This is a genomic window from Microbacterium sulfonylureivorans (assembly GCF_003999995.1).
GTDB lineage: Bacteria > Actinomycetota > Actinomycetes > Actinomycetales > Microbacteriaceae > Microbacterium > Microbacterium sulfonylureivorans.
In genome coordinates this window covers 582,372-606,713 of sequence record NZ_RJAD01000001.1, presented here as the reverse complement: position 1 = coordinate 606,713, position 24,342 = coordinate 582,372, and the positions used below count along the sequence as shown (strand labels likewise).

The window sequence follows — 24,342 nt, the reverse complement described above, 5'->3', positions numbered from 1 at the left end:
CCGATGTTCAAGCGATGCGCCGTCGACAACTCACAGAACGCCAGGGTCAGCAGCGCTCGCATATTCGGCTGCGGTGAGGCCCGGTCCCGGCCCCGGCGCGGAGGACGGATCGAAGACGGACGTCGGTGGCGGAGAAAGCCCGCGCCGCTCCACTCGCTGAGATCGCGCAGACGAGCGGCGGCGACGCCCACGCCGGTGCACGGGGGTTCAGCCACCGGGTGTGTCAAGCCCCGCGCCTCGACGCCACGGGCCGTCTAGCGTCGCAGCAGGAGGTGCCCATTGCCGGAATCCCGCATTACCGCCAGACCGACGCTCGCGCCCGATGCAGGCAGCGCGCCGACCTCGCCGTCGGGGTATCCGTCGTCGGTTCCGACCGGCGACGACATCCCGGCGATCCTTGCGTGGTGCGTCGAGGTCGGCAGAACCGCGCCGCGCGTCGGCGACGGGTCGATCGCCGCGGTGTGGGAGCTCCTCGCAGGCGCGGCGCACCGGAATGTCGCCACCGCCCGGGTGCTCGAGCCCCACCTGGACGCCCTCGGCATCCTGGCGCAGACGGGAACGGATCTGAACTCCGAGCGCGATCCCTGGGCGCTGCGGTCGCTCGGCGTCGATGACCGATCGTCGTGGGGAGTGTTCGCTGCAGAAGGCCCCGGCATGCGGGTGGAGGCGCGGGAAGACGCATCCGGATGGACCCTGGACGGAACGAAGCCGTGGTGCTCGCTCGCCGCCGACGTCTCCCACGCGCTCGTCACGGCGTTCGTCGGCGACGAGCGGCGCCTGTTCGCTGTCTCGCTCGCCGCAGAGGGGGTATCGCCTCACCACGGACCCTGGGTCGCGCGCGGCCTCCCCGGCATCGTGAGCGCGCCGGTCGACTTCACCCGCGCTGCCGCCGTCCCGGTCGGCGACGTCGGGTGGTACCTCCGCCGACCCGGCTTCGCATGGGGAGGGATGTCGGTCGCCGCCTGCTGGTGGGGAGGCGCGGTGGGGCTGCGCGATGCGCTCGCCGAAGCCGCCGCGGCCGAGCACGCGGATCAAGTCGCCTTCGTCCATCTCGGGAGAGTGGATACTGCGCTCTGGGCGGCGCGCGCGGTGCTCTCCGAAGCCGCAGACCTCGTCGACCGCCGCGCGGATGTCGACATGCGACTGCTCGCGGAGCGGGTCCGGACGATCACCGTCGACGCGGCGACGCTGACCCTCGCAGAGGCTGATGCCGCGCTCGGGCCTCGGCCGCTCGTGGCGGACGAGCAGTATGCCCGGCGCGTGGCGGATCTGCACCTGTATCTGCGGCAGCACCACGGTCTCCGGGATGCCGCGCGCCTTGGACGCCTCGTCCTGGAGTCGGAGGATGCGCAGTGAGCGTCCGATTCAGTCATCTCGATCCCGGCACTCCCGAATCCGACTGGCAGGAGGCGCTTCGCGCACGCACCCTCGTCGATCTCGAGGACGACGTCGACTTCCTCGTCGTGGTGGCGGCGCACCCCGACGATGAGACGCTCGGTGCCGCCGGGCTGATGGCGCGCGCGTCGAGCAGGGGCACCCCGGTCGTGGTCGTGGTCGCGAGCGACGGCGAGGGGTCGCACCCCATGTCGCCCACTCATACGCCCGAGCAGCTGTCCTCGCTTCGGCGCCGGGAGACCGAAGAGGCGGTCTCACGGGTCGCGCCGGGCAGCGACATCCGCTTCCTCGGCCTTCCCGACGGCGAGCTCCACGAGCACACCGCCCGCCTGCGCGCGCAGCTGGTCGCCGTCGTCGACGGTGCGCCGGCTGCATCGGCCGACCGGGTGATCGTCGCCGCGCCCTGGTCGGGTGACGGCCATCGTGACCACCGCATCGTGGCAGAAGTGGTCGCCTCGGTCTGCGCGCCTCGCGGACTTCTCCACGTCGCGTACCCGATCTGGGCGTGGCACTGGGGAGGGGCGGACGACGTTCCCTGGGTGCGAGCGAGGGTTCTCCGCCTTCGCGACGAAGAGAGGGAACGGAAGCGGCGGGCGATCGCATGCCACACGACTCAGATCGAAGCCCTTTCGTCGCAGCAGGGGGATGAAGTGCTCCTCCACGCCGGAATGAGGTCGCACTTCGAACGGGATGTGGAGGTCTTCCTCGGAGAGCGCGAGGAGCCGGCTGTCTCGGACGGGCTCGACGCCGCGTGGTTCGACGCGTTCTACGACCGCAACGGCGATGACCCGTGGGGATTCGAGACCCGCTGGTACGAGGAGCGCAAGCGTGCGATCCTGCTCGCATCCTTGCCGGAGTCCCGCCTCGGCGCCGTGCTCGAGGTGGGCTGCGCGACGGGCATCCTGACCGCGGAGCTCGCCCGGCGCTCTGAGCGAGTCGTGGCGATGGATGCCGCCGAAGCGGCCGCGGCGAAGGCTCGGGAGCGACTGCGCGGCGACCCACGGGTCACCGTGCTGCGCGCCGCTGCGCCCGACGACTGGCCGATCGGCGAGTTCGACACCGTCGTGCTCTCGGAGGTCGGCTACTACCTTTCAGGACCGGACCTGCGGCGCCTGCTCCATCACATCGCAGGTTCGCTGAGTGAGCGCGGGTGCGTCGTCGCCTGCCACTGGCGCCATCCGGTTGCGGAGTATCCGCTGTCCGGCGACGACGTGCACGACGCCCTGAACGAGATGATCGGGTGGCAGACCCTTGTCTCCCACCGCGAGCGCGACTTCGTCCTCGAGGTCTTCGCGCCGCTGACCGCGGTGTCCGTGGCGGAACGCGAGGGTCTCGTATGAAGCGTCCCGTCGTCGAGGCGATGGTCGCGGTCATCCCCGTTCGCAATGAGGCGGACCTGCTCGAACCCAGCCTGGTTGCGCTCGCCTCGGCCGTGCAGGCGGCGCGGGAGGCGCGGCTGCGCTGCGAGGTCCGGATCGTGCTGGATGCCTGTACGGACGCCTCCGCCGAGATCGCCATCGCATCGGGTTTTCCCGTGCTGCACTGCGACGCGGCGCGGGTCGGTGCCGCGCGGCGGCACGGCATCGCCGCCGGGCTCCGGGCGCTGGACGACCTCGACGCCGATCGCGTATGGATCGCCAACACCGATGCGGACTCGCGCGTGCCGCCTCACTGGCTCACACATCAGCATGCGACGTCCCGCGTTGCGGACATATGGCTCGGCACCGTGCGTCCTGACTTCGCCGACCTGTCACCGATCCAGCGCGAGCACTGGCTGCGGACGCACCCGCGGGGAAGGACGAACCTCAACATCCACGGCGCCAACCTGGGGTTGCGTGCACAGTCCTACATCGAGGCCGGCGGGTTCGCGTCCATCGGTGAGCACGAGGACGTCGACCTCGTGTCACGGTGCCGCGCGCTCGGCGCAGTCATCCTCGGAAGCGACGCGGCCGAGGTGCTCACCTCGGGACGCTTCGTGGGCAGGTCTCCCGGGGGATACGCGGAGTTCCTGCGCGGACAGGCGTCTGAACTCATTGCGGATTCGTCGGGGGAATCCTTGCCGCGAGGAGCGTCGTGACGGTCGTACGCCGAGAACCTGGCACTCTCCTACGTCGAGTGCTAATCTGAATTTAGTTGAGTCGCATCGACTCAACTTCGATTGCGCCGCTCGGGCGAGGTGCTCGGGCGATGAGAGAAGGAGATGACAATGGCCAGCTACGACCCGTTCCGTGACCTCGACCGTCTTGCGTCGACGCTTCTCGAAACCCGACGAGGGCCGCGGCGGATGCCGATGGACCTGTACCGGGATGGCGACCACTACGTGCTCGACGCCGACCTGCCCGGTGTCGACCCCGGCTCGGTGGACATCGATGTCGACGGACAGCTGCTGACGATTCGAGCCGAGCGGACCCTTGCGTCCGGCGATGGAGTGAAGTGGATCACACGCGAGCGCGAGGCGGCGACGTTCGTCCGGCAGCTCAACCTCGGACAGGGCATCGACACCGATCGCATCAGCGCGTCCTACGACAACGGAGTGCTGTCTGTCACGATCCCGGTGAGCGAGAAGGCCAAGCCCCGACGCATCGAGGTTGCCACCGCAGACGCGCCCGGCACCATTCGGGCGCACGAGTCCGACGCTCCGCAGCCGATCGAGCAGTAGTCCATCGTCGTACTGGTGCGGGGCCGGAGACGACTCGGCCCCGCACCGGTCGACGCACGATTTCACCCGGTGTCCGAGGGGGAGACCATGGGAATGTCAAGCCCTCACCGGCGCCATCGAGCACCGGGCGCCTGCGTGAGAACATGCTGACGGTGATGGCAGAGCTGAGCGCGTCGACCGAGCAGTTCCGGATCGTGCCGGCGCAGGAGCGGGGATAGGTCATGCGGGACGACGTCGAACGCCTCGCCCGGCTGTGCCGGGCACGTGACGTGAGCGTCGCGGTCGCCGAATCGCTCACTTCCGGCCTCCTCGCGAGCGCGGTGGGAAGCGGCCCGGAGGCGGGCGATTGGTTCTGCGGTGGAGTGGTCGCGTACCGCACCGAGGTCAAGGTGAGCCTGCTGGGAGTTGCGCGCGGAGTCGACCCCTGTTCGGAAGCCTGTGCCCGCCAACTCGCCCGCGGGGCGAGGGCCCTGCTGCACGCCGACATCAGTGTCGCGACGACCGGTGTCGGCGGACCCGACCCCGAGGGCGGTCATGAGCCGGGCACCGTCTATCTGGGATGGGCGACGGCTGACGACGACGGTGCGCTGTTCCTGAACCTGACCGGCCCTCCTGAGCGCGTCCTCGCCCGCGCCGTCGACGAGAGTCTCGTCCTCCTGGGAGATCTCGCCGGTCGCGCATCGTCCGGCTGACCGGCCGATCGCGATCCATCACACTCGAGCGACGCGTGCGGCTGCGACGACGCTGTGCGTCATCTGTCGAGGCGGGAACACACTCAGACGCCTGCGGAGAGCCCCAGGTCAGCGGCGAGCGCTACCGGTAGTTGATGAACTGGAGGTCGACCTCGAGGTCGGCCGCCTTGAGGAGGCGCTGTACCTCCTGGAGGTCGTCGCGGCTCTTCGACTGCACGCGCAGTTCGTCGCCCTGGATCTGAGACTTGACCGACTTGGGGCCTTCGTCGCGGATGAGCTTGCTGATCTTCTTGGCGTTCTCCGACGAGATGCCGTCCTTGATCGTCGAGACGATCCGGAACTCCTTGCCGCTGGCGAAGGGCTCGCCCGATTCGAGGCTCTTGAGCGAGATGCCGCGCTTGATCAGCTTGGACTGGAAGACGTCGAGGACGGCCTTCGCGCGCTCCTCGGTGCTCGCCTTGATGAGCACCTGCTCGCCGCTCCACTCGACGGATGCGCCCGTTCCCTTGAAGTCGTAGCGCTGCTCGATCTCCTTGCGGGCCTGGTTGAGCGCGTTCTCCGCCTCCTGGTGGTCGACTTTGCTGACGATGTCGAACGAGGAATCAGCCATGTCGGGAAGTCTATCCGGGCGCTCGCGTGACTGCGAAGGCCGATGGCGTCTTGGAAGCGCTTGCAGGTTGTGTCATTTCGCGGGTCGTCCGCGTTATCCGGAAGTCACGAAGTCGTATCGATCCCTCCAATCGCAGGTTGCGTTTCAAAGGGATCGTGGTAACAATGTAAGCGCTTGCAGTTTCTGCAGGCGGAAGAACGGCCTTCACACGGTGCTCCGCGCCGGCGCAGGCCGGTCAGATCCCATCAGCACTTCAGAGAGGCACACACCGATGAAGGTGAACAAGAAGGGCGCGCTCGCAATCAGCGCGTTCATCGCGGGCGGCGCGCTCGTTCTCTCCGGCTGCGCAAGCGGCGGCGGAGACAACGGCGACAACGGCGGCGACAACGAGGACACGACTCCCATCACCGTCTGGGTCGACATCGAGCGCAAGCCCGCGCTCGAGCCGATCTCGGAGCAGTTCACGGAGGAGACCGGCATCGAGGTCAAGCTCGTGACGAAGGACTTCGCCACGGTCGACCAGGACTTCATCAGCCAGGTTCCCACCGGCAAGGGTCCCGACGTGATCGTCAGCCCCCACGACAAGCTGGGTGCCTACTACGCCGCCGGTGTCGTCGCGCCGCTGGAGCTGGGCGATGTCGCCGACGGCTTCAGCGAGTCCTCGCTCGCGGCGGTCACCTACGACGGCAAGGTCTACGGCGTCCCGTACTCGGTCGAGAACGTCGCGCTGGTGCGCAACGCCGACCTCGTCAGCGAGCCGGCCGAGACCTACGACGAGGTCATCGCGAACGGCACCGCCGCGGGTACCGAGTACCCGTTCCTGGTCGGGCTCTCGCCGGAGCAGGGCGACCCGTACCACCTGTACCCGTTCCAGACCTCGTTCGGCTCGCAGGTCTTCGCCCAGAACGCCGACGGCAGCTACGACGCGTCGCAGCTCGTCCTCGGTGACGAGCAGGGCATCGCGTTCGCCGACTGGCTCGGCACGCAGGGCGCCGCCGGAACGGGCGTCTTCAACGCGAACATCGACGGCGACAAGGCGCGCGAGTTCTTCATCGCGGGCCAGTCGCCCTACTACCTGACCGGCCCGTGGAACATCCCCGCGATCGCCGAGGCAGGCATCAACTACGCCATCGATCCGCTCCCCAGCGCCGGTGGCCAGGAGGCAAAGCCGTTCGTCGGCGTCAACGCCTTCTTCCTCTCGAGCAAGTCGACCAACGCGCTGGCGGCGACGAACTACATCGTCAACTACCTCAGCACGGAGGAGGCTCAGCTGAGCCTGTTCGAGGTCGGCGGTCGCCCGCCGGCACTCACCGCGGCGTACGAGACGGCTGCGGCCGACGACCCCGACGTCGCGGCCTTCGGCGCGATCGGCCAGACCGGCGCTCCGATGCCCGCGATCCCCGAGATGGGTTCGGTGTGGTCCGACTGGGGCAACGCCGAGCTGCAGATCATCAAGGGCGAAGGCGGCGAGCCCGCTGAGATCTGGACCGTTGCGGCCCAGAACGTCCAGTCCAGCATCGACGGCTAACAGTCGACAAATGGGCGGGGCTCTTCCGGGAGTCCCGCCCATCCTTCTACCCTGACCTTGACACCGCGATGAGGGAGCGTCCATGGCCGACGTGAAGACAGAAGCATCGTCCGCTAGCACGCCACCGAAGCGACGTCGCGGTGGGCAGCCCGAGTTCGGTCCGAAGCGGCCCCTGACGAGTGGCGGCATCCTCGCGCTCGTGATCAAGGTCGTGCTGCTCGGCATCATCGACGCGCTCGCCGTGTTCGGGCTCTACGTCCTCGTCGGCAAGGGCGACTGGGTCGCAGCCGCGGTGCTCGTCGCCGTGGTCGCCCTCGTCAACTACATCTACCTCAAGCCCGGTGTCCTGCCGGCCAAGTACCTCACGCCCGGTCTCTTCTTCCTCGCGGTGTTCCAGGTGTTCGTGATCTTCTACACCGGATACATCTCGTTCACGAACTACGGCGACGCGCACAACAGCACCAAGGAAGACGCGATCGCGCAGATCGTCCGCACGTCGCAGGAGCGCGTCCCCGACTCGCCGAGCTATGCGGTCGAGATCTACCGGCAGGCCGACCAGTACGGCATGCTCGTGGCCGAACCCGGCGGCGGCACCGCATTCGGAACGAACGAGCAGCCCCTGGAAGATGCCACGAGCGCCCCCGACGGCTGGGAGCGACTGGACCTCAACCAGGTTCTCCGTTTCCAGGACGAGGTCCTCGCCCTCACCGTGCCCGTCTCGGACGACATCAACGACGGCACTCTCCGCACGCCGGACGGGTCGACTGCCTTCGTCTTCACATCGACGCTCGAGTACGACGAAGCGGCCGACACGTTCACCGACACCGAGAGCGGCGTCGTCTACTCCGACGACGGCGAGGGCAACTTCCGCGCCGAGGACGGCCAGACGCTGACACCCGGATGGCGCGTCGTCGTCGGCTGGGAGAACTACGCGTACGCGTTCACCAACGATCAGATCCGTGATCCGCTCATCCGGGTGACGATCTGGACGTTCGCCTTCGCGTTCTTCTCCACGCTCCTCTGCTTCGCGCTCGGGCTCTTCCTCGCGATCGTGTTCAACCACCCGACGCTGCGCGGAAAGAAGATCTACCGGATCCTCGTGATCCTCCCGTATGCGTTCCCGACATACCTGACCGGTCTGGTCTGGGCGGGCATGCTGAACCAGGAGTTCGGGTTCATCAACGAGGTTCTCTTCGGCGGCGCGAACATACCCTGGCTCAGTGATCCATGGCTCGCCCGATTGAGCGTCCTGCTCGTGAACATGTGGCTCGGCTACGCCTACATGTTCCTCGTGTGCACGGGAGCCCTCCAGTCGCTCCCCGACGACGTCATCGAGGCGGCGAAGATGGACGGCGCAGGAGCGTGGCGGATCTTCCGGTCGATCAAGCTGCCTCTGCTCTTCGTCGCCGTCGCACCCCTGCTGATCGCCACGTTCGCCTTCAACTTCAACAACTTCTCGGTGATCTTCATGCTCACCGGGGGCAATCCGAGGTTCCCCGACACGACAATGCCTATCGGCGCGACCGACATCATGATCACGATGGTCTACAAGATCGCGTTCGGCAGCGGCGGCGGGCGAGACTACGGCCTCGCGAGCGCGCTGTCGATCCTGATCTTCATCATCGTCGCGATCATCGCCGCGGTCTCGTTCCGATCGACGAAGTCACTGGAGGATCTGCACTGATGTCCGATTCGATCGATCGCCAGATCAAGGAAGACCGGCTCGTCGAGAACCGTCTGGGACGCGCAGACGGGGTCACGACGATGGCGGGCATGTCCGACTTCGCTTCGAAGCCGCCGACGCAGCTGCCCGGCCAGAGGCGCCAGCCGTTCGGCAGGTGGTTCGTCGACAAGGGCTGGCGTCACCTCGTCGGGATCGCCGCGATCATCTTCGCCCTGCTCCCTCTGGCCTACGTGCTCTCCGCCTCGCTCAACCCCATCGGCACGCTGACCGGCTCGAACGAGCTGTTCCGGGCGTTCTCGCTCGACAACTACACCGAGATCCTCACCCGCGACGGCGGCATCTACCTGACCTGGTACTGGAACGCTCTCGTCATCTCGGTGGTGTCCAGCGCCGCGACGGTGCTGCTGTGCGCGATGGGCGCCTACGCCTTCTCGCGCATGCGCTTCCGCGGTCGCCGGACCGGACTCCTGGCGCTGCTGATCCTCCAGATGTTCCCCCAGCTCCTCATGATCGTCGCGATCTTCCTCACGATGATCTGGATCACCGACGTGTTCCCCGCGATCGGCCTCGGCACCCACGCCGGCCTGATCATGGTCTACCTGGGCGGTGCGCTCGGCGTGAACACGTTCCTCATGTACGGGTTCTTCAACACGATCCCGACTGCCATCGACGAGGCCGCCAAGATCGACGGCGCCGGTCACGCTCGTGTGTTCTTCACGATCATGCTGCCTCTCGTGACGCCGGTCCTCGCCGTGATCGGGCTTCTCAGCTTCATCGGCTTCATCGGCGAGTTCGCGATCGCGAGCGTCCTGCTGACCGATCCGCGCGACCAGACCCTCGCGATCGGACTCTTCCAGCTGGTCTCCGGCTTCCAGTCGCAGAACTGGGGCATCTTCGCAGCGGGGGCGGTGCTCGCGGCCCTCCCCGTGATGATCCTGTTCCTGCTCCTCCAGCGGTACATCGCCGGTGGACTGATCGCGGGAAGCGTCAAGTAGACGGATGCCGCGGGGCGCGGCATCCTGGATCCAACACAACTCAAGGGCTCTGTCATGGCCTCGGGCCGTGCAACCACGTCGCATCTCGGCGGCGCGCGCTGCCGACCGTTCGAAAGGCATGCCATGACCCTTGCTCCTCACCACGACGGCTCCCCGCTGTACGTATCTGACTCCGCTCCCGCGCTGGGCGACGTCGTGACGGTGCGGCTGCGGGTGCCTGTCGGGTACGGCCCGCTGGCGGCCGTGCGCACCCGATCCAATCCCGACCACGAGCCGGAATGGAGCGACGCGGTCGCACTCGGCTCGGCCGACGGCTGGGACTGGTGGCAGGCGCCGGTCACCGTCCGCAACCCGCGGCACGGGTACCGGTGGATGCTGCAGCACCGCGACGGCCGGGTGGAATGGCTCAATCAGACCGGCCTCCACCGCATCGAGACGCTCGACGCCGAGGACTTCGCGCTCGTCGCGTACCCGGCTCCGCCCGCGTGGCTGAACGAGTCCGTGATGTACCAGGTGTTCCCCGACCGGTTCGCGCGCTCCGCGCAGGCCGACACGCACCCGACACCGGAGTGGGCGATCCCGGCGGAGTGGTCCGACCCCGTCGATCCGGTGATGCCGGCGCGCTCGCAGCAGTTCTACGGCGGCGACATACCGGGCATCATCGAGAAGCTCGACCACCTCGTGACGCTCGGAGTGAATCTCCTCTACCTGACGCCCGTCTTCCCTGCGGAGTCGAACCACCGCTACGACGCCGGCAGCTTCGAGCGGATCGATCCCCTGCTCGGCGGCGACGAGGCGTACGTGAAGCTGGTCGAGGAGGCGCATGCGCGCGGCATCCGCGTGATCGGCGACCTCACGAGCAACCACTCGGGCGACAGTCACGAGTGGTTCCGCTCGGCCTTCGGCCACCCGGGTGCGCCCGAGGAGGAGTTCTACTACTTCACCGATGAGGGCAATGAGGAGTACGTGTCGTGGCTCGGCTACGCCAGCCTGCCGAAGTTCGACTGGTCATCGGAGGAGCTCCGGCGCCGGTTCGTCTCCGGGGAGGACTCGGTGGTCGCGAAGTGGCTGAAGCCGCCGTACAGCGCCGACGGCTGGCGCATCGACGTCGCCAATATGACCGGGCGCCTGGGCGACGTCGATCTCAACGCCGAGGTGCGGCAGCTGCTGCGCGAGACGATGATCGGGATCAATCCCGACACGATCCTGCTCGGCGAGTCCACCAACGACGCGGCGAGCGATCTTCAGGGCGACGGATGGCACGGCGCCATGACCTACCCGTCCTTCACCCGGCCGGTGTGGGGCTGGCTGAGCGAGCCGACCGGAACGCCGTACCTCGACGCGAACGGAGCCGAGCTGACCGAGGCCTGGTTCTTCGGCCAGCCGATCGGGGGGATCCCGCGCTACACCGCCCGCGAGTTCGCCGACGCCGTCACGCGCTTCACGGCCGGCATCCCGTGGCGCGTCCGGCTGGGCAACATGCAGCCGCTCGACACCCACGACACCGCGCGCTTCGCGACGAACGCCGCGCCCGGGGCGATCCCGGTCGCCGTCGGTCTCTCGCTGACGATGCCCGGTCTGCCGGTGGTGTTCGCGGGCGACGAGTTCGGCCTGGTCGGGGCCGACGGCGAGGCGAGCCGCACGCCGATCCCGTGGGGGACGGAGGGTGATCCCGGGGTGTCCGACCGCATCGCGCTGTACCGCGACCTCATCGCGCTGCGTCACGCCCACCCGGCGCTGCAGATGGGCGGGTTCCGCTGGGTCCTCGTCGACGACGAGACCGTCGCCTTCGTGCGCGAGTCCGAGGACGAGACGCTCCTCGTGCTCGCGACGCGAGGAGATGCGGATGCCGAGCTCGACGGCGGTGTGCTTCCCGGTGCGGCCTCGGCCGACGCCGCGTTCGGCGACGCCACGCTTGCGGTGGCCGACGACGGGTCGGTCCTGCTGTCCGCCGACGGCCCGGCCTTCGCGGTGTGGGTGCTGCCGGGAGTCGCCGTGCCCGTACCGGCCCCGCCCACCGAGACGGCGGAGGTGTCGCGGGGCGTCGTCGACGCCGACGTGCCCACCCCGGCGGAGATCGTCAAGGACGGCGAGTGAGCTCGCCCGAGCGCTTCGAGGCGCTCAGCGCCGGTCTGGCGCAAGGCGTCCGCGACACGGACGGGCTGATCGGACTGGTGCTGCTCGGGTCGGCGTCGGATGAGGCATCCCACCGTCGCGACGAGTGGTCCGATCACGACTTCTTCGCGATCACCGAGGCCGGGCGCGGTCCGGAGCTGCGTCCGGATCTGTCGTGGCTGCCCGATCAGGAGCACCTGGCGCTGATCGGACGCGAGGGCGAGATCGGCTTCGCGGCGGTCTACGACGACGGGCATGTGTTCGAGTTCGCGTTCTCGGACGCGGCGGAGCTCTCTGGTGCCATCGCCCGGGAGGCGACGGTCGTCGTGGACGACGAGGCGGGCACGACCGCGCAGCTCCTCGCCGAGTCGCGGGCGCGCGCCGAGTCGGGCGACCGCTTCGATCCGGAGAACGACGTGCGGCTCATGCTCGTGAAGCTGCTCATCGGCACCGGGAGCGTGCGCCGGGGCGAGGTGCTCAACGGCGGCATGTTCATCCGGCAGTGGGCGGTGCAGCTTCTCGTGCGGGCGATCCGTGGGCGGTTCGCCGAGGCATCCACCTCCCTCCGCGACACGATCGACCCGATGCGCCGGTTCGAGCGGGACTTCCCCGGATGGAGCGGGCGCATCGCGGCAGCGGTGGAGAGACCGGCGGAGGATGCCGCGCACGCGCTGTTCGATCTCACGCGGGAGATCCTCGAGCCGGGCTGGGACGCATTCCCGACCCGCGCCGCGGACGCGATCGCGGCGCGCCTCGGCTGGTAGGGCCGCCCACCGGGCTGCAGGCATCCGGACCCGTTGCGACGGCCCTCCTCCTCGCGGTCGGATCAGCGCTGCTGGCCGGTCGGCGACGGCACAGCCAGCAGTGACCGCCCGCGCCCGGGCGGTTCTCCACAGGCGGGGTGACACGGCGTCGCGACTTCCGCCACACTGAGTCCCATGTCAGCGTTGACCACCATCGGCCTGCCCGTGGCCCTCGGCATCATCATGTTCGGCCTCGGCCTGAGCCTCACCGTCGGCGACTTCGCCCGCGTCCTGAAGCAGCCGAAGGCGGTGATCATCGCGCTGCTGTGCCAGCTGATCCTCCTGCCGGCGATCTGCTTCGGCCTCGTCCTCGCATTCCAGCTGCCTCCGGTGCTCGCGGTCGGCATGATGATGCTCGCGGCTTCGCCGGGCGGCACCACAGCGAATCTCTACAGTCACCTGTTCCGCGGCGATGTCGCCCTGAACATCTCCCTGACGGCGGTGAACTCGGTGATCTCGGTGATCACGCTCCCGCTCATCACGAACTTCGCGATCATCTACTTCGACCCGTTCGACAGCCAGCTGGGCATGCAGTGGTCCAAGGTGCTCGAGGTGTTCGCGATCGTCCTCCTCCCCGTGGCCGCCGGCATGATCGTCCGTCGGCTGTGGCCGGCGTTCGCGCGCGCCATGGACAAGCCGGTGCGGATCGCCTCGGTGGTCATCCTCGTCGTCGTCATCGCCGGAGCGGTCGCGTCGAACTGGGCGCTGCTCGTCGAGAACTTCGCCCGCCTCTCGCTCATCACGATCGTCTTCTGCCTGATCAGCCTGACCGTCGGGTACTTCGTACCGCGGTGGCTCAAGGTCGGCAAGCGCCAGGCGATCGCGGCGTCGTTCGAGATCGGCATCCACAACGCGACTCTCGCGATCGTGATCGCGCAGACCGTGCTGAACTCGGTCGAGCTGAGCCTCCCCGCGGCGGTGTACGGCGTGCTGATGTTCTTCATCGCGTTCGGGTTCGGGTTCCTCATCCGCGAGCGAAAGGGAGCCGCGGACGACGATCTCTCCCCGGCCGACGAGCCGGCGGAGCCGGCCGCGACGGCCTGAGCACGCGTCGATCGGATGCCTCCGCCCCGGTTCACGGGTGGCGGAGGCATCCGTCGTTCGTAGACTGGGGGGCGCGAGGAGGTGCCATGCGCCCACTGACCGAAGACGACGTGCGTTCATCGTTCGTGAACGCCTCACCCGACGAGCTCAGGATCGTCGCCCTGCCGACGGACTTCCTGCTGGCCGACTGGGACCACCTCGACTTCTTCGCGTGGCGCGATCCGCGCACGCGGGGGCGAGGCTACGTGCTCGCCGAAGTCGACGGTGAGACGCGGGGAGTGGTGCTCCGCGCCGCCGACGGCACCTCGAGCGCCCGCTCGGCCATGTGCAACCTCTGCCACACGATGCAGCCGGCCGATCAGGTCGCCCTCTTCACGGCCCGCAAGGCCGGTGACGCGGGCGATCACGGAGACAGCGTCGGCACGTACATCTGCAGCGACCTGTCATGCCATGAGAACGTCCGGCTCGCGATGCCGCTGGCGCCGAGCGAGATGCGGGCGAGCGTCGACCTGCGCATCGACGGCACCCGTCGCCGCGCCGAGGCGTTCGTCGGACGCGTCCTCGAGACCGCGGGGAGCCGGCGATGACGACCGCGCGCGCGATCGTCGTGGGCGATGCGCTGATCGACGAGCTGCGCGACGACAACGGAGTGCGGGAGTTCGTCGGCGGTGCCGCGCTCAACGTCGCAGTGGGCCTGTCCCGGCTGGGCGTGCCCGCCACGCTCATCGCCATGGTCGGCGACGACGAGCCCGGCTCGCACATCCGCTCCTACCTGGCCGACTACGGGGTCGACCTGGTCGCGACGACGTCACCGCTCGGCACCGCCCGCGCGGTCAGCACGCGAACCGGCGGCGGCGAGCCCGAGTACGTCTTCAACGAGGCGTCGCAGCGCCGCCGCATCCGCTTCGGCGACGCGGAGCAGAAGGCGATGGCGGATGCCGCGATCGTCGTGGTGAGCTGCTTCGCGTTCGACGACGCCGAGCAGACGGCCGATCTCGCCGCAGCTCTCGCCGCCGCAGGGGCACCCGTGGCGATCGATCCGAACCCACGGACCGGGATGCTGCACGACAAGGACGCGTTCGTGCGCGGGTTCGAGAGCCTCGCGACCGGAGCGGCGCTCGTCAAGGTGGGCGAGGACGACGCCGCGCTGCTCTACGGGCAACCTCTCGACTCGCTGCGGTCACGGCTCGTCGACCTCGGGGTCGCCGCAGTCCTGGCGACGGAGGGAGCCTCGGGGGCGACGATCGAGGCGGGAGACGTCGTCGTCACGCACCCCGTCTCCACCCTGCCCGGCCGCATCGTCGACACGATGGGCGCCGGCGACGCGGCGTTCGCCGCCACCGTCGAGGCCGTGCTCGATCGGGAGCCGTCGGGCGAGGACGAGTGGGCCGAGGTGCTCCGCGCAGCGATGGATGTCGCGGCCGCGACCTGCCGGTTCGAGGGTGCGCTGCTGCGCACGCCCGCGGCTCTCGAGGCTCTCGATCTCGACCGGATCGGCACCTAGCGACGGCCTCGTGGCGTGGATTTCGAACGCGCCGCGAGACAGCGTATGATTGTGCATCGCGCCTCCGGTCGTCTGGAAAAGTCGGACGGGTGCGTCTGGCGAGTTACCCAAGCGGCCAAAGGGATCTGACTGTAAATCAGACTGCTCAGCATTCGGGGGTTCGAATCCCTCACTCGCCACAGAACGAAGCGCCCCCTTGTGGGGCGCTTCTTCCGTTTCGCCGGGCTTCTCGTCGGGGGCCTCGGACGCGTGATCGGCTGAGGCATCCGCTCCTCCACAGGCGCTCGTCCGACGACCGGCGCCCGGCGAAGGACCCGGCTCTCACGGCGAGGTCGCGGTGCATGCCAGGATGGGCGTGCAGGCGTCGAGCCCGCGACAAGGAGGACCGCCATGACCGTGCCCGATCACCACGCCGCGACTCACCCGCAGCCGGCGGACGCCCCGACCTCGTCCCTGCTGCGCGCCGCCATCTGGGTCGCCATCGGCGCACTCATCGCGGCGGCGATCGTGTGCGTGATCTGGGTGCTCCTCGGCGAGCAGAACGGCATCGTGGGGCGCGCGTTCCTGACGATCCTGCTCCTGGTCGCCTTCGCCGGCGCGACGATCCTCGATGCGCATCTCGCGCCTCGTCGACCCGCATGGTTCGCGCTCGCGAGCATGGGTGTGTGGATCGCCACGCTGCTCATCGGCGCCGTGATGATCTGGCTGCCGGAGCGCTATTCGTGGGGCGGTTACTCGCGATTCATCCAGTTCCTCTTCATCGTGCTCATCCTCCAGCTCGCCCTGCTGCACGTGCGCCTCTACCTGAAGGCGTTCCAGCGGTACGACACCGCCTTCACCCGCACCGTGGCCATCATCACGATCGTCCTCGTCGTCTCGCTCGCCGCGCTGCTGATCCTCCCGCTCATGCTCAGCGAGTATCTGTGGTTCCCCGACATCTACTGGCGCGTCGTCGTCGCTGTCGCGATCCTCGCGGCGGTCGGCACGGCTCTGATCCCGTTGGTGAACGTGCTCTTCGCGCCGAAGAAGCCCCGCACCGCCGCCTACCCGCCGTACGGGACGGCCCCCGCCGTCGCGCAGCCCCAGCTCGCCGCATCCCCCGCCGACCGTGCTCCGCAGGAGCTCCTGCCGTGGCCGAACTACGTCGACGGCATCACGCCGCTGCCGATGCTGCCCGACGGCTCGCCCGACTGGAACGCCTACTACACGGGTTACCCGACCCCGGGTGCGCACGTCTTCGGAGCGCCCGAACCGGCGCCGGCGCCGGTTGCGCCGCCTGCTCCGGGAACCGGGTACGAAGGTTTTCCGCCCCCGCCGCCGCTTCCGCACCGGCTGTAATCGGCTCCGGTCAGACCCGCAGCATCTCGAGGGCCGCCATCGCGGCGTTGTGCCCGCCGATCCCGCTCACCGCACCACCGCGCCGGGCGCCTGAGCCGCACAGCAGGACGCGATCGTGGTCCGTCGAAACGCCCCAGCGCTGGGCGGGAGTCTTGAGCGGCTCGTCGTCGCTCGCCCACGGCCACGACAGCAGCCCGTGGAAGATGTCGCCGCCGACCATGCCGAGCGACTCCTCGAGATCGGCGGTGGTCCGCGCCTCGATGCACGGCGACCCGTCCGGCGCCTGGAACACGATGTCGGCGATGGGCTCCGCGAGCACCGAGTCGAGCGAGGCCCGGGCGGCGGCGAGCAGGGCCGCGCGCGCGGCATCCCGATCCACCCCTGCGACGAGCCGATGCGGCACCTGCAGGCCGAACAGGGTCAGGGTCTGGGCGCCCGAGGCCCGCAGCTCGGGACCGAGGATCGAAGGATCCGTCAGCGAGTGGCAGTAGATCTCGGCCGGGAGCGGATCCGGGATGCCTCCGCCCGACGCGGTGCGGTAGGCGTCGTCGAGCTGCGTCATCGTCTCGTTGATATGGAACGTCCCGGCGAACGCCGCCTCGGGAGCCACCGCGGTGTCGCGAAGCCGGGGGAGTCGCCGCAGCAGCATGTTCACCTTCACCTGGGCGCCCTCGGGAGCGGGCGGAGGAGCGCTCGCGCCGCCGAGCAGACCCGCGAGGACAGTCGGCCCGACGCCGCTGAGCACGACGCGCCCGCGCAGCGTCTCGGGGCGTCCGTCGCCGAAGACGACCTCGACCTCGCCCTCGGGGCTGATCGCCGTCACCTCCGCCCTCGTGCGCATGTCGGCTCCGGCCGCGCGCGCGGCGCGCTCGAGCTCGCCGCTCACGCGCCCCATGCCGCCGACCGGCACGTCCCAGTCGCCCGTGCCGCCGCCGATCACGTGGTACAGGAAGCAGCGGTTCTGCCGAAGACTCTCGTCGTCGGCCGAGGAGAACGTGCCGATCAGCCCGTCGGTGAGCGCGATGCCCCGCGCGATGTCGGAGTCGAGCGACGCTCGCAGCACCTCGCCGAGCGGCCGTTCCACCAGGTCCTCCCACAGTGCGTCGTCGCCGAGGCCCCTGCGCACCGCGCCGCGCCGGTGCAGCGGTTCGGTGACCGTCGGGAACAGGTGTCTGGCGACGGGTGAGATGCGGTCGTAGAACGCGGCGAAGCGGCCGGCCTCGGCAGTGCCACCGGTGACGCGGCCGAACGAGGCGGCGGTGGCGGAGGCATCCGCGGTGTCGACGAGGATGCCGCGCGAAGGGTCGGACGGATCGGGCGTGTATGAGGAGTACCGCCGCCGCATCAGCGCGATGTCGAGGCCCAGGTCGTCGATGACCCGTCGGGGCAGGAGGCTCACGAGGTACGAGTACCTGGACAGGCGCGCGTCCACGCCCGCCCACGGTCGCTCGGACACCGCGGCGCCGCCGACATGGTCGAGTCGTTCGAGAACCACGACCGAGTGGCCGGCGCGTGCGAGGTAGGCGGAGGCGACGAGGGCGTTGTGGCCCCCTCCGACGATGACGACATCATGGGTGTGGGCGGGGACGGCGCTGGCCATCCCCCCACGCTAGCCGCGCACCGGCCGGGGCCGCGCGGTATCCACGAGGACGCGAGCGGATGCCGCATCCCGCCGTCGATGCCCGACCGCTACCGTGGACCCATGGCTCTCGCACACGACCTCGGCGCGCTCGCCATCGACATCGCCCGCGAGGCCGGTGAGCTCGCCCGGGTCCGCCGCACCGAAGGCGTGGCGGTCGCCGCGACCAAGTCGGCGCTCGCCGACATCGTGACCGACGCCGATCGCGAGGTCGAGGCGCTCATCCGCGGGCGTCTCGCGGTCGAGCGGCCGGACGACGGGTTCCTCGGCGAGGAGAGCGGCGCGGAGCGCGGCACCAGCGACGTCACCTGGGTCGTCGACCCCATCGACGGCACGGTCAACTACGCCTACGGCATTCCGTCGTACGCGGTGAGCATCGCCGCCGTGATCGGCGAGCCCACCCCCGCCGAATGGGAGGCCGTCGCGGGCGTGGTGTTCAACCCGGCGTCGGGGGAGCTCTTCCACGCAGTGCGCGGCGAGGGCGCGCGCCTCGGAGACCGAAGGCTCGTCGTCAACGCCGAACCCACCGCCGCGGGCGCGCTTCTCGCCACGGGCTTCGGCTACGACCCGGCGACCCATGCCGGCGACCTCGCGCGCGTCGCCCGCGTCATGCCGCTCGCACGCGACATCCGCCGGGCGGGAGCGGCCTCGCTCGACTTCGCCTTCGTCGCCGCGGGCAGGCTCGACGGGTACTTCGAGCGCGGCCTGCAGCCGTGGGACCACGCGGCCGGCGCGCTGCTCGTGACCGAGGCCGGAGGGCTCGTGGGCGGCGCCGGAGACGGCGGAACCGTGTCGAGCGACCTGGCCGTGGCATCCGGCCCGATGCTCTTCGAGCGTCTGCTCACAGCCGCGTCCTGAGCAGGAACCTGCGTGTTTCGTAAGGATTCCGCACGAATCGCCGGGATCTATCCACAGCGCTCATGGCATTCTCAGGTCACCCGGGGTAGTGTTTACCCGATCGTTACCTTTGCCGCCCGAACGGCGAAGGTGGTCATCTGCCCGAGACCGTACCGTTGCCCCCCGAGCGACACGACCCGAGAGCATTTCCCGCTTGCCTTTTGACGCCCCGATGGCTGAGCCCGCGCCCACGCGCCGATCCAGCCGGACCTCTCCCACGCCTGTTCAGGCGGCTTCGGAGACCCTGGGTTCGTCGCGCGCGGAGCTGCGTCGCAAGGCCGCCGGCTCGGCGTCGGAGCGGCCCGCAGTCGTGTGGGGTCGGTCGGCCGAGGAGAAGCAGAAGGATGCCGCGCCCGCCGCTGCTCCCGTTGCCCCGGTGATCCCGACCGAGACCGAGCCGCTCGCTCACGAGCAGCCGCTCACCGATCTTCCCGCGGCCCCTGTCAGCCCGGTCGTGGCGTTCGAGCTTCCGACCGTCGCGCTCCCCGTCGCCGAGCCGGTCGCAGCCGCGACGCCGGTGGTCGCCGAACCCGTCGAGCCGACGGCGCCCTCGCTGAGCCGCCGTTCACGCCGTGCCCCCCAGCTGACCGAGCAGACCGCCGTGGCGGTGCCCGCGATCGCTCCGGACGCTCCCGTCGAGGTCGAGCGGCCCGCGCCGTCGTTCCAGGCTGATCTGCCTTCCGCGGAGGCTCCTGCGCCGCTGCTCGAGGCGGTGCTCGCCCCCGCCGAGCCGTTCGAGCTCCTGGAGCCCGTTGTGGAGCCGGTGCTCGAGGAAGTCGCCGTCTTCGAGGTCGTCCCGGAAGCCGCACCGATCGCCGAGCCGGTCGCACCCGCTGAGCCGGTCGCGCAGACCGAGCCGGTCGCGCAGACCGAGCCGGTCGCGCACACCGAAGCGGCCGCACCACGCGCCGAGGGATCCGCCGCCGACGATTTCGAGGCCGCTGCGCGCCTGTTCTCCTTCACCGGCGAGCTCCCCGTGCAGGCATCCGAGCCCGAGGCGACCGCCGAGCCCGAAGACGAGCACCGCGTGCGGGCGCACACCGCCCCCCGCAAGGTGCGGGCGAGTCGCGGTGCCGCGTTCAAGCGCGTGACGGCAGCGTCGTTCTCCGTCGGCGTGATGGGCATCGTCGGTCTCATGACCGTCGGCATGACCACCCCCGCCGAGGCCGTCGCCGCTGCGAGCGGGGTCGACGCGTCCATGTCGATCATCGCGCCCGGCGACACGATCGGCACCGAGGTCGACGCCGACCAGATCCAGGCGTACGTCGCCCCCGCCGGAGCCGAGGCCGTGACCCTCGAGCGCACCGAGGACTACGACACCACGACGATCGCCGAGCTCGCGTCGCAGGCAGGCATCCGCAACTTCTCGAACCTGTTCGTCAACGACCCGAACGCCGCGATCCAGTGGCCCTTCGCGGTCGGCGTCACGATGTCGTACGGCTTCGGAATGCGCTCGGGCCGGATGCACGAGGGCATCGACTTCACCCCCGGTGCCGGTGCTCCGATCCAGGCGATCGCCGACGGCACGGTCCGCGTCGCTTCCGAGGCCGGCGGCGCGTACGGCGTGCACGTGATCATCGATCACATGATCGACGGCCAGCTGGTGTCGAGCCACTACGCGCACATGCAGTACGGCTCGCTGCAGGTCTCGCCCGGACAGACGGTGACAGTCGGCACGGTGCTCGGCCGCACCGGCAACACCGGACGCTCCTACGGCGCGCACACGCACTTCGAGATCCTCTTGAACGGCACCACGCCGATCGACCCGCTCCCGTGGCTGCGGGCGCACACCGGCGGCTGACGCCGATTAAGAAGAGGGCCGCGGCTCTGGTATTCTCTTCTAGTTGCCCGCTCGCGGGCAGCACGCCCCGATAGCTCAGTGGCAGAGCACTTCCATGGTAAGGAAGGGGTCGTCAGTTCAATCCTGACTCGGGGCTCGGAACATCGCGAGATGTGACGCGGCGGGGTAGCTCAGTTGGTGAGAGCGCACGACTCATAATCGTGAGGTCGCGGGTTCAAGCCCCGCTCCCGCTACAGATGGAAAGCCCCGGTCATGCCGGGGTTTTTTGTTGCCCGTGATCCGTCCGGGTTTGCTCAGAATCGGCGATCTGCCCACATGTGCCCACGGGATGTCGGCGGTCAGCGGATGCTTCTTGGGTCGACAGGGGGCGTTTCGAAGCTGTTCAGCAATCGACGTCACGGGCCTGAGGCTCGTGCGTCCACCCCCTGCCACCTGCAGGGAGAGTGGCAGCAGATGCCGGGCCTGTAGACCGGATCGGACGCGGTTTGCCGGCCTCACTTGATCGAACCACGGGTGACCCCGGAGATCACCCACCGCTGCGAGAAGATGTACACGATCAGCAGGGGCGCCATCGCCATCAGGTAGGACGCGAACGCCACGGTGTAGTCCGTGTTGAACTGCCCCTGGAACACGTACTGTGCGAGTGGCAGCGTTCGAGCGGACGGCTCGGTGAGCACGACGAGCGGCATGATGAAGTCGTTCCAGGCCCACACGCACGTGAGGATCCCGACGGTGGCGTTCATCGGCATGAGCAGCGGGAAGATCACCGACCAGAACACGCGCCAGGTCGACGCGCCGTCCATGCGCGCCGCTTCCTCCAGTTCGATCGGGATCGAGCGGATGTACGCCGTGTAGATGAAGATGTTCAGCGACAGCCCGTAGATCGTGTACAGGATGATCATCCCGGCCTGGTTGTCGAGCCCGAGGATCGCGGTCTGCTTGACGAGCGGGAGCATGATGATCGGGAACGGGATGAACAGCGCCGCCAGCAGGTAGAAGAACACGCCCTTGAAGAACGGCCGGTGGATGTTGCGTGCCAGCGCATACGCGACGACCGAGCTGGTCAGCAGCGTGAACACCACCGAGCCGACGGTGATGATCGAGGTGTTCATCAGCGCCTGCGGGAAGTTCGTGCGCTCCCACGCCTCGGGGAAGTTCTCCCAGCGGATCGGGTTGGGAAGCTCGAAGCCGGTGCCCTGAGTGAGCTGCTCCGGCGTCTTGAGCGCGACGACGACCGCGAGGTAGAGCGGGATGAGGACGGTCAGCGAGCAGACCGCGATCAGTGCGGTCGCCCACCAGTTGGTCTTTCGGGTGTCGTCGTCGACGGCGCCTTGCCGGCGACGGCGGCCGTTCGCGGTGACGGCGTCGAGCTCCTGCTCGGCCTGCGGGGCGATGTTGGTTGCGGTAGTCATCAGAAGTCGGCCTCTCTGCGCTGAAGGACACGGAACTGGAAGAGCGAGACGATCGTGATCACGATGAAGAAGATGACCGCGTTCGCCGTCTGGTAGGCGAACTCTCCGCCGGAGAATCCCCCTCGGAAGATGAGCAGCGTGACCGACTCGGTCGCCGTGCCCGGGCCGCCGTTGGTGAGGGCGACGATCGGGTCGAACACCTGGAGGAAGCCCTTGAGGCTCAGGACGACGTTGATCGTGAAGAACGCGCCGATGAGCGGGAAGGTGATGGAGCTGAACTGGCGCCAGGGGCTCGCGCCGTCGAGGGATGCCGCTTCGTACAGCTCGGTGGGGATCGTCTGCAGTCCCGACAGGTAGATGATGATCGCGAACGCGCACGCCTGCCATACGGCGAGGGCGACGATCGCGGTCCACGCCCAGGTTTCGTTGGTGAGGATGTTGTCCGCGAACAGGGGGATCCCGGCGAGGATCTTCGGCAGCGAGTTCGAGAAGAAGAACTGGAACACGTAGCCGATGACCAGGATCGCCAGGATGTAGGGGACGAAGTACACGCCCCGCCAGAAGTTCCTCGCCTTGATCTTGGCGTTCAGCCCGAGCGCGATCGCGAGAGAGATCGCGTTCGTGAGGATCGTCGCGACGATCGCGAACAGGAACGAGAATCCGTAGGCCTGCAGCACCCTGCTGTCTTTGAAGAGATTGATGTAGTTCGACAGCCCGATGAAGTTCCAGTCGCCGTAGCCGGCGTAGTTCGTGAAGCTGAAGAAGATGCCGATCACCACCGGCAGCGTGTGGAAGAGGGCGAACGCGATGACCGCGGGCCACACCATCCAGTAGAACGCGGGCATCGCCCGACTCGCGTCGCTCCGCGTCCGGCTGGCCCGCTTCCTCGCGGTGCCTCCGGTGGACGAGGCGCGCACGGCCTCTGTCATGGTCGTCATGTCAGTCTCCGTTCACGGGGATCGTTCGGGCGGCCACCTTGGCCCACTCGCTGTCGAGAGTGGCGAGCGCCGCCTGCGCGTCGCCGCTGAAGAGGAACTGCTGGTCGATCGCGGCGAGCGGGATGCTCGGCGGGATCTGGTGGTCGATGAAACCGGTGATCCGCCCTTCGTCGAAGTACGGCTTGACCGACTGCAGCGAGGGATCGTCGCTGATCTCGGCGCCTTGGACGGACGGCACCATGTTCTGCGATGCGGCGAAGTCCTCGATGACACCGACCTCGAAGAGGTAGTCGATGAAGCGGAGCGCCTCTTCCTTATGCGGCGTGTTCTCGCCCATGGTCACGACGACGTCGACGCCGGACACGAGGAGCCGGTCGTCAGGATCGTCGACGGCGGGATAGGGGAAGATCGCCGCTTGGATGTCGGGGTTGATCGCCTTGACCGGGTTGATGGCCCAGATGCCCTGGAGGAGCATCGCGACCTCACCGTTCGCGAACGCCGCATTGCCGTCGTCGTAGGTCTTGCCCCGATACCCGTCCTGCATGTACGAGAAGAGCTCGTACTGCTGGTCCATGGCCTCTGCGAAGTCCTTCTGGAAGGACACCGGCGAGTCGGGCCCGACGTTCTCGCCCTCTGCTCGCATCTCGTCCCAGAAGTCGCCCTGGGACGGGTACGCACCGAGCGCGTTGAACGACGGCAGCCCGGTCCAGGAGTCGGCGAGCGTCCCATAGAAGGGGGTGATGCCGGCATCCTGCAGCGCATCGCACACCGCGATGAACTCGTCCCAGGTCTCCGGAACCTCGAGTCCCTGCTCCTCGAAGATCTCCTGGTTGTAGATCACGCCGTTGGCGTTGTTGACGTAGCCGAGGCCGTTGACCTCACCCTCTTTGTTGCCGAGCTGCGCGAGGATCTCCTGGACGGCGGGGTTGATCGTCTGCAGAACGGGTTCATCGCTGAAGTCGTAGAACACCCCGGACTGGGCGAGCTTGCCGAAGCCGCCGTTCGCATTCAGAGTGATGACATCCGGCGCTTTGTCCTTCACCAGCAGTGTGCGGATGATCGTGTCTGCGTCCGCCACTTGGTTCTGCACCACGCGGATGTCGGGGTTCTCCGCCTCGAAGTCGGCGATGATCTCGTTGAAGTCCTCGAGCGCCTCGCCCTTGAACTGGAAGAAGTTCAAGGTCGTGACCCCGCCGGGATCCGAGGCGCAGCCTCCGAGCACGATCGCAGCGCTCACCAGGGCGAGCACGCCGATCGCCCTGGTGTTCCGTCGGTGAGTGAGTCTCAT

21 protein-coding genes and 3 tRNA genes are annotated in these 24,342 nt (G+C 68.6%); 19 read left to right on the top strand and 5 right to left on the bottom strand.

What is annotated here, in order from left to right:
- Positions 1-279 precede the first annotated feature (279 nt).
- From EER34_RS02715 to EER34_RS02695, 5 genes are all read left to right on the top strand, one after another.
- Positions 280-1,356, top strand: a complete 1,077-nt coding sequence (locus EER34_RS02715) for an acyl-CoA dehydrogenase (RefSeq protein WP_240642088.1) — start codon at positions 280-282, stop codon at positions 1,354-1,356.
- Positions 1,353-2,735 (top strand): bifunctional PIG-L family deacetylase/class I SAM-dependent methyltransferase, encoded by a 1,383-nt coding sequence (locus EER34_RS02710; RefSeq protein WP_127473027.1) that lies wholly within the window; start codon positions 1,353-1,355, stop codon positions 2,733-2,735. Before EER34_RS02715 ends, EER34_RS02710 begins: the two co-directional genes overlap by 4 nt.
- Positions 2,732-3,472 (top strand): glycosyltransferase family 2 protein, encoded by a 741-nt coding sequence (locus EER34_RS02705; protein WP_240642087.1) that lies wholly within the window; start codon positions 2,732-2,734, stop codon positions 3,470-3,472. Before EER34_RS02710 ends, EER34_RS02705 begins: the two co-directional genes overlap by 4 nt.
- Before the next feature lie 129 nt (positions 3,473-3,601).
- Positions 3,602-4,054 carry an Hsp20/alpha crystallin family protein gene (locus EER34_RS02700; RefSeq protein WP_127473026.1) on the top strand — a complete coding sequence of 151 codons (453 nt, stop codon included), beginning with the start codon at positions 3,602-3,604 and terminating at the stop codon, positions 4,052-4,054.
- 221 nt (positions 4,055-4,275) lie between these two features.
- The gene (locus EER34_RS02695; RefSeq protein ID WP_127473025.1) at positions 4,276-4,746 is read left to right on the top strand and encodes a CinA family protein; all 471 of its coding nucleotides are present in this window, start codon (positions 4,276-4,278) and stop codon (positions 4,744-4,746) included.
- 121 nt (positions 4,747-4,867) lie between these two features.
- On the opposite strand, the gene EER34_RS02690 is transcribed toward EER34_RS02695, so the two are convergent.
- On the bottom strand, positions 4,868-5,356 hold the full coding sequence (locus EER34_RS02690) for a YajQ family cyclic di-GMP-binding protein (protein WP_127473024.1): 489 nt from the start codon (positions 5,354-5,356) through the stop codon (positions 4,868-4,870).
- Between the two features lie 271 nt (positions 5,357-5,627).
- On the opposite strand from EER34_RS02690, the gene EER34_RS02685 reads away from it, so the two are divergent.
- The 10 genes from EER34_RS02685 to EER34_RS02640 all read left to right on the top strand — a co-directional run bounded on the left by EER34_RS02685 (position 5,628) and on the right by EER34_RS02640 (position 16,367).
- On the top strand, positions 5,628-6,884 hold the full coding sequence (locus tag EER34_RS02685; protein WP_127473023.1) for a sugar ABC transporter substrate-binding protein: 1,257 nt from the start codon (positions 5,628-5,630) through the stop codon (positions 6,882-6,884).
- 82 nt (positions 6,885-6,966) lie between these two features.
- On the top strand, positions 6,967-8,568 hold the full coding sequence (locus tag EER34_RS02680) for an ABC transporter permease subunit (RefSeq protein ID WP_127473022.1): 1,602 nt from the start codon (positions 6,967-6,969) through the stop codon (positions 8,566-8,568).
- 80 nt (positions 8,569-8,648) lie between these two features.
- Complete coding sequence (locus EER34_RS02675; protein WP_127474252.1) at positions 8,649-9,563, top strand: sugar ABC transporter permease; 915 nt, start codon at positions 8,649-8,651, stop codon at positions 9,561-9,563.
- A gap of 123 nt (positions 9,564-9,686) precedes the next feature.
- On the top strand, positions 9,687-11,660 hold the full coding sequence (locus tag EER34_RS02670) for a glycoside hydrolase family 13 protein (RefSeq protein ID WP_127473021.1): 1,974 nt from the start codon (positions 9,687-9,689) through the stop codon (positions 11,658-11,660).
- The gene (locus EER34_RS02665; protein ID WP_127473020.1) at positions 11,657-12,442 is read left to right on the top strand and encodes a hypothetical protein; all 786 of its coding nucleotides are present in this window, start codon (positions 11,657-11,659) and stop codon (positions 12,440-12,442) included. Before EER34_RS02670 ends, EER34_RS02665 begins: the two co-directional genes overlap by 4 nt.
- A 174-nt stretch (positions 12,443-12,616) precedes the next feature.
- Positions 12,617-13,525, top strand: coding sequence for a bile acid:sodium symporter family protein (locus EER34_RS02660; protein ID WP_127473019.1), 909 nt, complete (start codon positions 12,617-12,619; stop codon positions 13,523-13,525).
- An 86-nt stretch (positions 13,526-13,611) separates the two neighbouring features.
- A complete protein-coding gene (locus EER34_RS02655) occupies positions 13,612-14,112 on the top strand; it encodes an FBP domain-containing protein (RefSeq protein WP_127473018.1) in 501 nt (166 codons plus the stop codon).
- Positions 14,109-15,029, top strand: coding sequence for a PfkB family carbohydrate kinase (locus EER34_RS02650; RefSeq protein WP_127473017.1), 921 nt, complete (start codon positions 14,109-14,111; stop codon positions 15,027-15,029). The genes EER34_RS02655 and EER34_RS02650 overlap by 4 nt, the downstream gene beginning before the upstream one ends.
- 97 nt (positions 15,030-15,126) lie before the next feature.
- Positions 15,127-15,208: transfer RNA gene (locus EER34_RS02645), tRNA-Tyr, on the top strand.
- A 211-nt stretch (positions 15,209-15,419) separates the two neighbouring features.
- Positions 15,420-16,367: a hypothetical protein gene (locus EER34_RS02640; RefSeq protein ID WP_127473016.1), complete on the top strand. Its 948-nt coding sequence runs from the start codon at positions 15,420-15,422 to the stop codon at positions 16,365-16,367.
- 10 nt (positions 16,368-16,377) lie between these two features.
- On the opposite strand, the gene EER34_RS02635 is transcribed toward EER34_RS02640, so the two are convergent.
- Positions 16,378-17,967, bottom strand: a complete 1,590-nt coding sequence (locus tag EER34_RS02635; protein ID WP_127473015.1) for a phytoene desaturase family protein — start codon at positions 17,965-17,967, stop codon at positions 16,378-16,380.
- Positions 17,968-18,069: 102 nt separating this feature from the next.
- Between EER34_RS02635 and EER34_RS02630 the strand changes: the two genes are divergently transcribed.
- The 4 genes from EER34_RS02630 (at position 18,070) to EER34_RS02615 (ending at position 20,937) form a co-directional block, all read left to right on the top strand.
- Entirely contained in the window at positions 18,070-18,864 is a 795-nt protein-coding gene (locus EER34_RS02630) for an inositol monophosphatase family protein (protein WP_127473014.1), read from the top strand.
- A gap of 211 nt (positions 18,865-19,075) precedes the next feature.
- Complete coding sequence (locus tag EER34_RS02625; RefSeq protein ID WP_127473013.1) at positions 19,076-20,704, top strand: M23 family metallopeptidase; 1,629 nt, start codon at positions 19,076-19,078, stop codon at positions 20,702-20,704.
- A 64-nt stretch (positions 20,705-20,768) separates the two neighbouring features.
- Positions 20,769-20,840 (top strand) — tRNA-Thr (locus tag EER34_RS02620).
- A 23-nt stretch (positions 20,841-20,863) separates the two neighbouring features.
- Positions 20,864-20,937, top strand: a tRNA-Met gene (locus tag EER34_RS02615).
- A 261-nt stretch (positions 20,938-21,198) separates the two neighbouring features.
- On the opposite strand, the gene EER34_RS02610 is transcribed toward EER34_RS02615, so the two are convergent.
- The 3 genes from EER34_RS02610 to EER34_RS02600 are packed head-to-tail and all read right to left on the bottom strand — an operon-like array spanning position 21,199 to position 24,342.
- On the bottom strand, positions 21,199-22,116 hold the full coding sequence (locus EER34_RS02610) for a carbohydrate ABC transporter permease (protein ID WP_127473012.1): 918 nt from the start codon (positions 22,114-22,116) through the stop codon (positions 21,199-21,201).
- Positions 22,116-23,054, bottom strand: a complete 939-nt coding sequence (locus EER34_RS02605) for a carbohydrate ABC transporter permease (protein ID WP_127473011.1) — start codon at positions 23,052-23,054, stop codon at positions 22,116-22,118. The genes EER34_RS02610 and EER34_RS02605 overlap by 1 nt, the downstream gene beginning before the upstream one ends.
- Position 23,055: 1 nt before the next feature.
- Complete coding sequence (locus tag EER34_RS02600; RefSeq protein WP_127473010.1) at positions 23,056-24,342, bottom strand: ABC transporter substrate-binding protein; 1,287 nt, start codon at positions 24,340-24,342, stop codon at positions 23,056-23,058.

Bases quoted from the DNA above. Each gene is read 5' to 3' on its own strand.
- EER34_RS02650 (WP_127473017.1), top strand. From the start codon at position 14,109: ATGACGACCGCGCGCGCGATCGTCGTGGGCGATGCGCTGATCGACGAG.
- EER34_RS02700 (WP_127473026.1), top strand. From the start codon at position 3,602: ATGGCCAGCTACGACCCGTTCCGTGACCTCGACCGTCTTGCGTCGACG.
- EER34_RS02610 (WP_127473012.1), bottom strand. From the start codon at position 22,116: ATGACTACCGCAACCAACATCGCCCCGCAGGCCGAGCAGGAGCTCGAC.
- EER34_RS02640 (WP_127473016.1), top strand. From the start codon at position 15,420: ATGACCGTGCCCGATCACCACGCCGCGACTCACCCGCAGCCGGCGGAC.
- EER34_RS02680 (WP_127473022.1), top strand. From the start codon at position 6,967: ATGGCCGACGTGAAGACAGAAGCATCGTCCGCTAGCACGCCACCGAAG.
- EER34_RS02630 (WP_127473014.1), top strand. From the start codon at position 18,070: ATGGCTCTCGCACACGACCTCGGCGCGCTCGCCATCGACATCGCCCGC.
- EER34_RS02670 (WP_127473021.1), top strand. From the start codon at position 9,687: ATGACCCTTGCTCCTCACCACGACGGCTCCCCGCTGTACGTATCTGAC.
- EER34_RS02655 (WP_127473018.1), top strand. From the start codon at position 13,612: ATGCGCCCACTGACCGAAGACGACGTGCGTTCATCGTTCGTGAACGCC.
- EER34_RS02660 (WP_127473019.1), top strand. From the start codon at position 12,617: ATGTCAGCGTTGACCACCATCGGCCTGCCCGTGGCCCTCGGCATCATC.
- EER34_RS02675 (WP_127474252.1), top strand. From the start codon at position 8,649: ATGGCGGGCATGTCCGACTTCGCTTCGAAGCCGCCGACGCAGCTGCCC.
- EER34_RS02705 (WP_240642087.1), top strand. From the start codon at position 2,732: ATGAAGCGTCCCGTCGTCGAGGCGATGGTCGCGGTCATCCCCGTTCGC.
- EER34_RS02635 (WP_127473015.1), bottom strand. From the start codon at position 17,967: ATGGCCAGCGCCGTCCCCGCCCACACCCATGATGTCGTCATCGTCGGA.
- EER34_RS02685 (WP_127473023.1), top strand. From the start codon at position 5,628: ATGAAGGTGAACAAGAAGGGCGCGCTCGCAATCAGCGCGTTCATCGCG.
- EER34_RS02690 (WP_127473024.1), bottom strand. From the start codon at position 5,356: ATGGCTGATTCCTCGTTCGACATCGTCAGCAAAGTCGACCACCAGGAG.
- EER34_RS02695 (WP_127473025.1), top strand. From the start codon at position 4,276: ATGCGGGACGACGTCGAACGCCTCGCCCGGCTGTGCCGGGCACGTGAC.
- EER34_RS02600 (WP_127473010.1), bottom strand. From the start codon at position 24,342: ATGAGACTCACTCACCGACGGAACACCAGGGCGATCGGCGTGCTCGCC.
- EER34_RS02605 (WP_127473011.1), bottom strand. From the start codon at position 23,054: ATGACGACCATGACAGAGGCCGTGCGCGCCTCGTCCACCGGAGGCACC.
- EER34_RS02625 (WP_127473013.1), top strand. From the start codon at position 19,076: ATGGCTGAGCCCGCGCCCACGCGCCGATCCAGCCGGACCTCTCCCACG.